An 11,112-nucleotide genomic window follows, 5' to 3' on the forward strand; every position below is an offset into this window, starting at 1 on the left:
TCAGTGACTGACGCATGACCCCCCTTCTGGAGTTCCCGAACGTGTCCCCGAACCCGTCACACTCCGCGCGCCTCATCCCCGCAAAGCCCTATTCAGCAGGGGTTTTCGCGTGGTCAGGCGGTCCAGGGGCCCGCCCTCTCGTGCCCGCCGCGCCGAACCGGTAGCCTTGCCTGCCATGAGCGACGCCCCGGAGGGTCCGATGAAGGTTCTCGTCTACAGCGACGACGCGAACACGCGCGAGCAGATCCGGCTCGCCATCGGACGCAGGCCCGCCGCCGACCTCCCGGTGGTGGAGTTCGTCGAGATCGCCACCCAGCCCGCCGTGGTGGAACGGCTCGACCGGGGCGACATCGACGTCGTGGTGGTGGACGGCGAGGCGCGCCCGGCGGGCGGCCTCGGCGTGGCCCGGCAGGCCAAGGACGAGGTCTTCGACTGCCCGCCGATCCTGGCGATCATCGCGCGCCGGGACGACGGCTGGCTGGCGACCTGGTCGCGCGCCGACGCCGTCGTGAGCCTGCCGCTCGACCCGATGGCGGTGGCCAAGGCCGTCGCCGACCTGATGCGCTGGCGGGCCGACAACCGCCTTCCCGCACTGTAAGCACCGACTCGCCGGGGAGGCGGGGGATCTTCCGTCCCCCGGCCCCGACCCGGCCGGAACGGGCGGGAACCCACCGGCCACCCCGCAGGACCCGAACCTGGGGGAACCCATGGACGCCCGTACCAGCGCCCACGCCGACCCGTCCGGCGGCTCCGCCGAAGACTCCGCGGCCGGCGCACCCACGCCCGCACCCGCTCGAGACGCCTCCGGCGCCGCGCCCGCTCCGGGCATGCCCGCTCCCGGCCCGCCCGGAGGGGTGTCCGGCCCGATCGGAGGCGCGTCCGGCGGGGCGGTCACGTCGTGGCCCGCGCTCCTGAACACGCTCCTGGACGGCGTGTCGCTCTCCAGCGCCGAGACGGCCTGGGCGATGGACCAGATCATGTCCGGCGAGGCCACCGACGTGCAGATCGCCGGGTTCGCCATCGCGCTGCGCGCCAAGGGCGAGACCGTCGACGAGGTCGCCGGGCTCGCCGAGGGCATGCTGGCGCACGCCACGAAGATCCACGTGCCGGGACGGTTCGCCGACCTGGTCGGGACCGGCGGCGACCGGGCGCACACCGTGAACATCTCGACGATGGCGGCCATGGTGGCCGCGGCGGCCGGAGTCAAGGTCGTCAAGCACGGCAACCGGGCCGCCTCGTCGTCCTGCGGCGCGGCCGACCTGCTCGAGGGGCTCGGGGTCGCGATCGACCTGTCCCCGGCGGCGGCCGCGCGGGTCGCCGAGGAGGTCGGGATCACCTTCTGCTTCGCGCCCCTGTACCACCCGGCCCTGCGGTACGCGGCCCGGACGCGCAGCGAGCTGCGGACGCCGACCGTGTTCAACTTCCTGGGACCGCTGACGAACCCGGCCCGTCCGACCAGCCAGGCCGTCGGGGTCTTCCACCCCCGGATGGCGCCGGTCATGGCCGGGGTGTTCGCCTCGCGCGGCTGCTCGTCCCTGGTGTTCCGGGGCGACGACGGGCTGGACGAGCTGACCACCACGGGCACCTCGGCGGTGTGGGTGGTGCGGGACGGCGCGGTCACCGAGACCGTGTTCGACCCGGCGGACCTGGGCATCCCCCCGGCGCGTCCGGAGGACCTGCGGGGCGCGGACGCCGCCTACAACGGGAAGGTCGCGCGGCGCGTCCTGGCGGGCGAGACGGGACCGGTGCGGGACATGGTCCTGCTGAACGCGGCGGCGCTCATCGCCGCCTACGAGGGCGCTCCGGCGCCCGCGGAGCTCACCGGGACGCTCGCGGCCGCGTTCGGGCGCGCCGCCGAGGCCGTGGACTCGGGGGCCGCGTCCGCGCTCCTGGAGCGCTGGGTGGAGGTCTCCAGCGCCGCGCGCTGATCATCACGGAACCGGCCCGCGGCCCCTCGGAGGAGGGGCGGCGGGCCGGTGTCATGTCGTGGCAGGGCTCGGCCGGTGTGGGGGCCCGGTCAGCGTGGGGTCACTCGGCGTGGGGTCACTCGGCGTCGGGGAGGCCCAGGGAGAAGGCGACCTCGAGGTCGTGCTGCGAGTAGGTGCGGAAGGCGATGTGCGTCTCGGTGTCGCGGACGCCCTTGACCTTGTTCAGCCGTCCGGGGATCACGTCGTTCAGGTCGTCGTGCCGCCGGACGCGGACCATGGCCACCAGGTCGTAGCCGCCGGTGATCGAGTAGACCTCGCTGACCCCGTCCAGGGCGGCGATCTCCTCGGCCGCCTCGTGGACGCGATCCACGTCGGTCTTGATGAACACGAGCGCGGTGACCACAGATCCTCCCGAAACGTCTGTACCTCCTGAGCCTATCGAGTGTCCGGGCCGGGGCCGGTCGGCGCCCGGCCCGGAGCGTTCAGCGGGTGAGCAGCGCGGCGAGGGCCCCGGCGGCGTCCGGATGCCGTCCGAGCAGCTCGGACGCGGCGGAGGACGCGGACGCCGGGCCCGCGGGGGCGGCCTGCCAGACCGGGTCCAGGCCGAACAGGGCGGCCGCCGCGTCGCACGCGGCCGGATGCGCGGCCAGGAGCTCCGCCACCGGCCCGGACGGGGCGGAGGGCACCCCGGCCCGGCTGTCGGGCTCCCGGGGCCGGACGGCCTCCCAGGGCGGCGTCCAGGCGTCCAGGGCCGGGAGGGAGCCCGGGAAGGTGCGCCCTGCCTCGCGGGTGAGCACCGGGACCAGCTCCGCCGCGTGCTCACGGAGCGTCATGACCAGGCGGGGCAGCCACGGCAGGAGGAGGTGGTCCGGCAGGCTCCCGAACGCCTTCGACATCACCTCCACCACGAACGGCGCGAACGTCGGGACCGGCTCCAGCGCGTGCACGAACCCGCTCAGATAGTGCGGGAAGGCGGGCACGACCAGCGGGTTCCCCAGCATCTCGTCACAGCGTTCCCGCAGGTCAGAGCGGCTGAGCACGCCGAGCTGGACCCGCGCCGCCCACAGCAGCGCCACCTTCGCCGGAGCCTCCGGATGCGACTGCGCGACCGCGATCTCCAGCTGGGCGTGGTCGCAGCCGAGCGACAGCGCCAGGCTCTCCATCCCGAACAGGAAGCCGAGCATCGCCGCGACCTGCCGCACGCCCGTCTCGTCCTCGGTGAACGCCGTCGGCAGCAGGGTGCAGTAGTGCGCGTACCCCTCGGTCACGAACTCCTTGCACCAGGCGGGCAGCTCCGGCTCGCTCGCCCGGTAGTGGGCGAGCAGCCGCCGGACCCGCTTCAGCACGTCGGGCGCGTCGTCCACGGTGCGCTCGGCGGACAGCAGCTCGACCGCGCGGGCGCCCAGTTCGTCCACGAACCGCCGGTTGCCGAGCAGGACCAGCGCGTCCTCCACGGCGCCCAGCGCCGCCGAGGCCGTCGCGTCCGGCGCCCAGGCGATCTTGCGGAGCCGCTGCTCGAGGACCTGCTCGATCGTGACGCCCTCGTAGCCGAGCTCGACCAGCCAGCGCTGGTCGCGGCCGAGCGACAGGTCCCAGCTCTCCTGGACGGACCGCTCGCCGAGCCTCCGCGAGCCCATGATCGGCCGGACGATGCCGTCCGGCAGCATCCGGTGCAGGATCCACAGCACGTCCGAGCACGCCTGGAGGCGCGGCTCGGAGCGCAGGTCGAGCAGGGCCCGCTGGACGGTCCGCTTGGTCAGGTCCACGCCGAGCGGCTCGAGCCGGTCCAGGACGTTCTGGGCGAGCGGCGGCAGCGCCGCGTACCCGACCTGGCCGACCCGGTCGCCGCCGAGCAGGATCTCGCACAGCCGCCGGACGTCCCGGCGGCCCGGCACGGTGTCCTTCTCGATGCAGGTGATCGCCGCGTCCTGGAAGTCGTACGGGGTCGGGCGATTCCGGCCCCGCACGCCCGCCAGCAGCACGGACGTCTCGACCACCGCGATCGCGTCGGCCGTGCTCGCCATGTAGCCGTTGCGGCGGGCGAGCCGGACGATGTCGACCGCCCAGGTCAGCAGCTCCTGCTCGTCCAGGACGCCCGGCTCGGGCGGGGTCGTGAGAAAGCCGGACAGCCGGTCCTCGGCGGGGGCGTCGGAGACCGGCGCGGCTTTCGGGGCCTTGCGGCTCGTCCCCTTCTGCCCGGCCAGCCGGAACGGCGCGACGCCACTGCGCTTGAGGGCCTTCTCCCAGGTCGCGGCGGCGATCGACACCGAGCCGCGGGCCAGCCCGAACTGCGCCTCGATCGCCGAGTGGCTGGACGGGATCAGGCCGTGCAGCCACCGTGTCCCGGTCCGCTCGGCGATCTCGTACGGCGCGTCCGAGCGGGCGCCGAACTGCTCGACCCGGCTGGCCGCGTGCAGCGCCCCGCACACGTACAGCGCGTCGCCCGCGTCCAGTTCGGACGCGGCGAGGTGCTGCCGCATCCGGGTCCACATGAACCGCTCGCGCTCCTCGCTGCGGCGCAGGTCACCGGTGTCGCGCAGCCGCCGGAACAGGCTCCCGACCAGCAGCATCGCCTGCCGGTAGGCGTCGTACCCGGCCCCGCTGAGCGGCTGCTCGACGTACTGGTCCCACCACTCCGACCAGTGCCGGACCCGCCCGTGGTGCAGCAGGTACTCCTCCAGCTCGGCGAAGCCGGGGCGCAGGTCGCCCAGCTCGATGCCGACCGCGTCGCCGTGGAGCGCGGACTCCCCGTCCTCTTCGGAGTCCTCCTCGTCGCCGGGCCGGGACGCGGCGGCTGCGTCCGGGTCCGCCGCCGTCCTCCTGGCCGCCGGGTCGGACTCCTCCCACTGGAAGACGTGGTCGGTGGACCAGTCGACCGCGACCAGCTCGACGCCCGGCGTCTCCAGCGCGTACGCGATGGCCTGGTACTCGGCGGACGCCTCGGTGATCGGCGCGACCACCGACAGCGGCGCCCACTCCGGGTCGAAGCCCTGGACGTCGCTCGCGAACGCCTGCAGCGCCACGGGGAGCCGGCAGTTGCGCAGCTCGTCCAGCAGGGGCCGCATGTCCTCGCAGAGCTCGAGGTAGACGACCTTGGGCCGCTTCTCCCGCAGCCGCCGCGCCATCGCCAGCGCGGACGCCGGCGAGTGGTGGCAGACCGGGAAGATCTCCAGCTCCTCGGCGAGGGCGCGGTCGACGTCGTCCACCATGCCCGCGAGGATGTCGGCGGCGGCCCCGGGGGCCTCGGCGAACCGCTCCGCCGCGTCCCGGAGCTGGCCGCGGAGGGCCGCGAACGTGCCGTCCTGGGCGTCCGGGGTGGCGGTGCCCATGTCGGCGCTCGTGTCGGTGGCGGGGGTCACGACAGGGTCGCGATCGCCTCGCGGCCGCCCTCCAGGAAGCCCTGCCACTCGCCGCCCTCCTTCTTGCTGCGTCCCTCGACCACGCCGTGCCAGAACTTGTTCAGGATCGCCAGGTCCTCCGGGCTGCGGCGGGCCAGCGACCCGACCAGCGAGGACGCCAGGGTCGTGGCGCGCAGCGTGTCGTCCCCGAAGAAGCGGCTGTGCAGGATCGCGTCCTCCAGGACGCCGATCTGCTCGGCCGTCGACAGCGCCGACTCCAGCCGCTCGTCGTCGCTGGTCGCGGCCGCGGACGCCGTGCGCAGGTCGGCGAAGCTCTGCAGCAGGATGTCCAGCAGCGTCGGCGGCACCTCCAGCTCGATCCGGTGGCGGCGCAGCAGCTCGGTCGTGCGGAACCGGACGATCTCCGCCTCGCTCTTCTTGTTCGTCACGACCGGGATCCGGACGAAGTTGAACCGCCGCTTCAGCGCGGACGACAGGTCGTTCACGCCGCGGTCCCGGCTGTTGGCCGTCGCGATGATCGAGAAGCCCGGCTTGGCGAACACGATGTTGTCGTCGTCCAGCTCGGGGATGGACACGTACTTCTCGGACAGGATCGAGATCAGCGCGTCCTGGACGTCGCTGGTCGAGCGGGTCAGCTCCTCGAACCGGCCGACCACGCCGCCCTCCATCGCGGTCATGATCGGGGACGGGATCAGCGACTCCCGGGACTGGCCCTTGGCGATCACCATCGAGACGTTCCACGAGTACTTGATGTGGTCCTCGGTGGTGCCCGCGGTGCCCTGCACGACCAGCGTGGAGTTGCGGCAGACGGCCGCGGCCAGCAGCTCGGCCAGCCAGCTCTTGCCGGTGCCCGGGTCGCCGATCAGCAGCAGGCCGCGGTCGGACGCGAGCGTGACGATGCTCCGCTCGACGAACGTCCGGTCGCCGAACCACTTCTGCGGGATCTCCCGGTCCAGGCCGTCGGCGCGCTCGGAGCCGAGGATGAACGCGCGGACCATCTTCGGGGAGAGCCGCCACGTGAACGGCTTGGGCCCGTCGTCCACCGACTCCAGGTAGTCGAGCTCCTCGGCGTACTTCACCTCGGCGGGCGCGCGCAGCATGTCCTGCGTGCCGGACTGCGCCTTCTCGGACGTCGCCTTCTCGGACGTCGCCTTGCCGGACTTCGCCTTGTCGGTCTCGGTCATTGGGGGTCTCCTAGTCGAGGAAGGTCTTGAGTTCGGACACGAGCCTGCCGATCTGGCCGGAGATCACCGGCGTGCCCATGGTCTTGAAGCGCTGCCGGAACCACGGGTTGACGTACTGGCTCCCGGAGCTGGTCACCGAGCCGACCGGGATCACCTTCACCCCGGCCCGGTGGACGGACTGCAGCCCGTCGAACAGCGGCTGGGAGCGGTCGAACTCGTAGAAGTCCGAGATCCACACCAGCACGGTGTTCCGCGGATCGGTGATCTTCGGGCGGGCCATCTCGAGCGCCACCGGCCCGTCGTTGCCGCCGCCGAGGTTGGTGCGCAGCAGCACCTCGAACGGGTCGTTCACCCAGGGGGTGAGGTCGATCGCCCGGGTGTCGAAGGCGATCAGGTGGACGTCCACCTTCGGCAGCCCGGCGAAGATCGACGCGAGGATCGTGCAGTTGACCATGGAGTCGACCATCGACCCGGACTGGTCCACCACGACGATCATGCGGGCGGGCTGGGTGCGCTTGGCGGTGTGCCGGTAGAACAGGCGGTCGACGTAGAGGCGCTCGTCGTCCGGGCTCCAGTTGGTGAGGTTCTTCCAGATCGTCCGGTCGAGGTCGAGGTTGCGGAACACCCGCTTCGGCGGGATCGACCGGTCGGGCGTGCCGACGCTGGTCTGCTGGACCTGCGTCTTCAGGACGTCGGCGACCTCGTCCACGTACCGGCGGATGAGCCGCTTGGCGTTCTGGAGCGCCACGCCGGACAGGTTCGACTTGTCGCGCAGCAGCTGCTCGATCAGCGACATGCTGGGCGTGAGCCGCGCGGCGAGCCTCGGATCGGCGAGGACCTCGCGCAGCCGCATCCGCTTGACCAGGTCGCCCTCGATGTCGCGGAGGATCCGCTCGATGTCCCCGGCGTCGAAGCCGGAGCCGGGCCCGCCGGGGCCGAAGCCGGGGCTCCGGGTCGTCCCGCCGGATTCGCCGTCGGCGCCGTTTCCGGATTCCGAGGCCCCGCCGGAGCCGGACGCGCCGCCCGGGCCGTCGCCCGTGCCCCCACCGGCGTCACAGGCGCCTCCGCCCGCGCCCAGGGCGCGGCGGAGCCGGGTGGCGTCGCGCTGCCAGGCGGCGAGCCGGTCCGCGCTCACGTCGCCCTGGCCGGTCTGGAACACGTTGAGCAGCAGCTTCGAGATCAGCGCGGCGTTGCGGACCGCGCCCGCGCCGACCTCCTCGCCGCCGCCGGCGGCGGCCTTGGCGAACAGGTTCTCGAACTCGGGCTCCAGCTCGGGGAAGCGCTGGAGCAGGGTGTCCATCGACACCGACGGGTCGAGCAGCGCCGGGGGCAGCCCGATCGCGTCCACGACACCGACGCTGGACGACTCCAGAGCGGGCTGCTCCTCGCCGTCGAACATCCGGGCCATCAGCCGCCAGTAGAGCGCCCGCCTGCGGTTCGCGTGGGCGCGGGCCTCCTCCGTGGAGGCCTCGCCGTCGGGGGCGTGGGCGTTGGTCTCGTTCTCGTGCGCGTTCGTCTCGGTCATTTGCGCAACAACCGCCCCGCGCGCTCGCGCAGCACCGTCACCGCGTCCCCGGACTTGGCCTGCGCCTTGACGACCTTCGGGTCGGTGGGGCCGAGCGCCCAGTCGCCGCCGTGCGCCACCACCGGCTTCTTCTTCACCGTGGCCTGGACGGCGAGCGGACGCAGCGACCAGCCCCCGGCGTCCCAGCGGACGAGCCCGACGCAGGCCGTGGACGCGGCCACGAGCTCGGGCGTCAGCGGACCGCTTCCCGGCAGGTTCGCGAGCTCGACCCGCAGCCGGTGGTCGTCCATGACCAGGTCGGAGCCGTCGATCCGGTAGTCCTCCAGGAGGACCGGCTCGGCGATGCGCACCGGGTGCCGCTCCAGCGGCGGGACGGGCGCCGCCGTCGCCTCGTCGAGCTGGAGGCGCGCGGTGGCGAACGGGTCGGCGGGCTCGCCGGCCTCGGCCCGCTCCTCGGACCAGAGCAGGTCGCCGCCGGGCAGCAGCGTCATGCCGTCGATCTCCACGGCGCGGTGCCCGGCGAGCGCGGCCAGCAGGACGGGGTAGCCGTCCAGGACGCCCCAGACCGCGGGCCCGACGATCGTGTCGACCTTCCCGGCCGAGACGCTCGCGCGCACGAGCCGCCTGCCGTCGCCGCTCTCCAGGACGCCGTGGACCTGGACCTGGACGCCGGTCGGGTGCTCGTGGACGTCCACGCCGAGCGGCAGCAGCCGTCCCGACACCGGTTCGCCGGCCCCGGCGGGCGCGCCGTCCTGCCAGGTGAGCAGCATCGCGCGGGACCACAGGTCACCCCAGCGGCGGGCCGGGACGCGGGCCATCGTCGCGACCGGGCTGGACGCGCGCAGCTCGGCGGCCAGGCCGTCGAGGAGCATCGCGACCCGGCGCAGGGACGGCTCGGCGAGCAGCGCCTCCACGGTCGGGTCGACGGCGGCCACCAGGTCGTGGCCCACACCTCGCCAGCCGGTGACGGCGACCTCGTGCAGCCAGGACCGGGCCCCGGCCAGCAGGTTCGCGCCGGACGCCGGAACCGGCGCGGGCTCGTCCCAGATGGCGCGGACGCGTCCCGTGGCGGTGTCGAAGCGGTCGAGCAGGGCGTCGTGGACGGCGCCGAGCAGCGCGGCGCGTCCGGCGGCGAGCACGCCGAGCCCCTCCTCGGACGCCGACCCGCTGCCGGCCTTGGCGGCGGCCTCGGCGGCGGACGCCCCGAGCGGAGCGGCGGACAGGGCCGCGGCGAGCGCGTCGAGCGCGCCGGCCTCCGTCTCGCCGAGGCGGCCGAGGCCGTGGGTCAGGGCGTCGTCGAAGCCGCCGACCAGGTCGAGCGCGTCACCGACGCCGTCCGGGAGACCGTCTGCGAGGCCGTCGGTCAGGGCGGCCAGGTGCATGCTCAGCATCAGCCCACCGCCCCGGCCGGGAACCACTGCATCTCGGGCACCGGCGCGGTCCGCGCGGGCATCTCGAGGTAGGCCAGGTGCCGCAGGAACCGGTTGAACACCGTCGCGGCCGGGTTCTCCCCGCTCTCCGCGCCGTCGAGCGCGCGCGCCAGGTCGGCGCCCGGCTCGAGCTCGACGCCCAGATAGGAGGCGACGCGTTCGGCTCCGTACTGGAGCACCGCCTCCTTGAGAAGCGCGTCGAGGTGTTTGCACATCGAAGAGCCGCCGAGCCCTCCGCACCTCCGGTTGTTGTTGGTGCTGCAACTGTACGCGTGCGTTTCCGCGGCAATGGAAGAAACATAAACCCGGGCGATGTCGGAACCACTCGACACCACACCCTGGAGACGTCCGCCCGCCATTTCGACGAACGGAACCTTCGCCAGCTTCCGCGCCTTGGCGGAGGGCGTCACCCGCACCACTGCGGACCGCTCCCACGCGAGGTCATCCGCGTCCTCGTTTGACATGCCGCAATCATCCCAAGGGGGTACGACAAAATCAGGGAAACGCGGACCGATGCGCGGGAGAAGCGCTACGGACTTCCCGGTGAAGCCCGGGAACGGCGCTGGGGAATCAGCTTCGGGACAGCGCGACGATGCCGCGCGCGTGCCCGGCCCGGCGGGCGAGGAACGCGAACAGCATGCCACTCACGAAACCGTAGATATGGGCCACGTACGCGACGTTGCTCGACGTGTTGCCGAGCGACAGCCACTGCATGACGAACCACGAGCCGAGCACCACCCAGACGGGCAGCCGCGCGATGAAGACGGGCGCGACCCAGCTGACGATGCGGCCGCGCGGGTTCAGGACGAAGTACGCGCCGAGCACCCCGGCGATCGCGCCGGACGCCCCGATCAGCGGGATCCCCGAGTCGGGCGTCGTGTAGGCGAAGCCGTACGCCGCGACGAGCCCGAAGAACAGGTAGGCGAACAGGTACCGCAGCCGTCCGAGCCGGTCCTCCAGGCCCATGCCGACGACGAACAGCACCACCAGGTTGCCCAGCAGGTGCAGCCAGTTCGAGTGCAGGAACATCGAGGTGAACGCGGACGTCCACGGGGTCTTGGTGAACGTCGCCGGGCCGCACTCGTGCGTGATCTCGGGGGGCAGCGGCTGCTGGTCGCCGGTCGTCAGCTCCTTCGGGACGGCCCCGTACTCCATCGAGAACTCCATGACCTTGCACTTGCGGACGTCGTTCTCCCCGTACCAGGTGGCGAACTGCGCCATCGGCGTGAGCAGGAACACCAGCACGTTCGCGGCGACCAGCAGGTAGGTCACCCAGGGGACCCGCCGGGCGGGCTGGCTGTCGTAGAGGGGCAGTGCCATGGCAGGAGGCGTCCAGATCGGGAGGAGGCGGCGTCGGCGGCTATCTCGGGTCTCTCAGGCGAATGCCATCAAAGGCGAAGGCCATCAAACCCTAACGGTCGGACGGGTCCACGGCGGCGTAGGCGTTCTCGATCCAGCCGCGGAACGACTCGGCGCCGTACGCCGGGCACGTCCACTCCCCCTCGACCTCGACCAGCCGGACGCCCGGGGAGTCCATCCAGCGCAGCACGCACTCCATCTCCTCGGCGCCGGTGCCGCCCGCGCCGGTCACCGCGCCGGGCGCCCCGCCCGCGCCGGGCAGGACGGTCTCGGCCGTCGCGATCAGCGCGTCCACGTAGGGACGGGGCGCGGCGCGCGGCGGGACCG

Annotated in this window: 9 protein-coding genes and 1 pseudogene; 2 read left to right on the forward strand and 8 right to left on the reverse strand. The window is 73.1% G+C overall.

Annotated features, from left to right (window positions below; translation table 11 throughout):
* Positions 1 to 175 precede the first annotated feature (175 nt).
* Positions 176 to 598: a response regulator transcription factor gene (locus EBO15_RS35905; protein WP_122198931.1), complete on the forward strand. Its 423-nt coding sequence runs from the start codon at positions 176 to 178 to the stop codon at positions 596 to 598.
* Between the two features lie 229 nt (positions 599 to 827).
* The gene (gene trpD / locus EBO15_RS35910; RefSeq protein ID WP_122198938.1) at positions 828 to 1,928 is read left to right on the forward strand and encodes an anthranilate phosphoribosyltransferase; all 1,101 of its coding nucleotides are present in this window, start codon (positions 828 to 830) and stop codon (positions 1,926 to 1,928) included.
* 115 nt (positions 1,929 to 2,043) lie between these two features.
* On the opposite strand, the gene EBO15_RS35915 is transcribed toward trpD, so the two are convergent.
* The 8 genes and pseudogenes from EBO15_RS35915 to EBO15_RS44650 all read right to left on the reverse strand — a co-directional run.
* Positions 2,044 to 2,331: an Lrp/AsnC family transcriptional regulator gene (locus EBO15_RS35915; protein ID WP_122198932.1), complete on the reverse strand. Its 288-nt coding sequence runs from the start codon at positions 2,329 to 2,331 to the stop codon at positions 2,044 to 2,046.
* 79 nt (positions 2,332 to 2,410) lie between these two features.
* On the reverse strand, positions 2,411 to 5,257 hold the full coding sequence (locus EBO15_RS35920) for a DUF5682 family protein (RefSeq protein ID WP_122198940.1): 2,847 nt from the start codon (positions 5,255 to 5,257) through the stop codon (positions 2,411 to 2,413).
* A gap of 26 nt (positions 5,258 to 5,283) precedes the next feature.
* Positions 5,284 to 6,387: an ATP-binding protein gene (locus EBO15_RS35925; RefSeq protein WP_122198939.1), complete on the reverse strand. Its 1,104-nt coding sequence runs from the start codon at positions 6,385 to 6,387 to the stop codon at positions 5,284 to 5,286.
* A 94-nt stretch (positions 6,388 to 6,481) separates the two neighbouring features.
* The gene (locus EBO15_RS35930; RefSeq protein WP_122198933.1) at positions 6,482 to 7,996 is read right to left on the reverse strand and encodes a VWA domain-containing protein; all 1,515 of its coding nucleotides are present in this window, start codon (positions 7,994 to 7,996) and stop codon (positions 6,482 to 6,484) included.
* The gene (locus EBO15_RS35935; RefSeq protein WP_122198941.1) at positions 7,993 to 9,387 is read right to left on the reverse strand and encodes a hypothetical protein; all 1,395 of its coding nucleotides are present in this window, start codon (positions 9,385 to 9,387) and stop codon (positions 7,993 to 7,995) included. The genes EBO15_RS35930 and EBO15_RS35935 overlap by 4 nt, the downstream gene beginning before the upstream one ends.
* Positions 9,387 to 9,890, reverse strand: coding sequence for a hypothetical protein (locus EBO15_RS35940; RefSeq protein ID WP_122198934.1), 504 nt, complete (start codon positions 9,888 to 9,890; stop codon positions 9,387 to 9,389). Before EBO15_RS35940 ends, EBO15_RS35935 begins: the two co-directional genes overlap by 1 nt.
* Before the next feature lie 106 nt (positions 9,891 to 9,996).
* Complete coding sequence (locus tag EBO15_RS35945; RefSeq protein WP_122198935.1) at positions 9,997 to 10,746, reverse strand: rhomboid family intramembrane serine protease; 750 nt, start codon at positions 10,744 to 10,746, stop codon at positions 9,997 to 9,999.
* 91 nt (positions 10,747 to 10,837) lie between these two features.
* A pseudogene (locus EBO15_RS44650) lies at positions 10,838 to 11,112 on the reverse strand (DEDD exonuclease domain-containing protein); the annotation flags it as partial.

It is taken from the genome of Actinomadura harenae (assembly GCF_003696215.1).
In the GTDB taxonomy this organism is placed as follows: domain Bacteria; phylum Actinomycetota; class Actinomycetes; order Streptosporangiales; family Streptosporangiaceae; genus Spirillospora; species Spirillospora harenae.

Coding starts and splice junctions, on each gene's coding strand:
- EBO15_RS35905 (WP_122198931.1), top strand. CDS start 176: ATGAGCGACGCCCCGGAGGGTCCGATGAAGGTTCTCGTCTACAGCGAC.
- trpD (WP_122198938.1), top strand. CDS start 828: ATGCCCGCTCCCGGCCCGCCCGGAGGGGTGTCCGGCCCGATCGGAGGC.
- EBO15_RS35920 (WP_122198940.1), bottom strand. CDS start 5,257: ATGGGCACCGCCACCCCGGACGCCCAGGACGGCACGTTCGCGGCCCTC.
- EBO15_RS35925 (WP_122198939.1), bottom strand. CDS start 6,387: ATGCTGCGCGCGCCCGCCGAGGTGAAGTACGCCGAGGAGCTCGACTAC.
- EBO15_RS35930 (WP_122198933.1), bottom strand. CDS start 7,996: ATGACCGAGACGAACGCGCACGAGAACGAGACCAACGCCCACGCCCCC.
- EBO15_RS35935 (WP_122198941.1), bottom strand. CDS start 9,387: ATGCTGAGCATGCACCTGGCCGCCCTGACCGACGGCCTCGCAGACGGT.
- EBO15_RS35940 (WP_122198934.1), bottom strand. CDS start 9,890: ATGTCAAACGAGGACGCGGATGACCTCGCGTGGGAGCGGTCCGCAGTG.
- EBO15_RS35945 (WP_122198935.1), bottom strand. CDS start 10,746: ATGGCACTGCCCCTCTACGACAGCCAGCCCGCCCGGCGGGTCCCCTGG.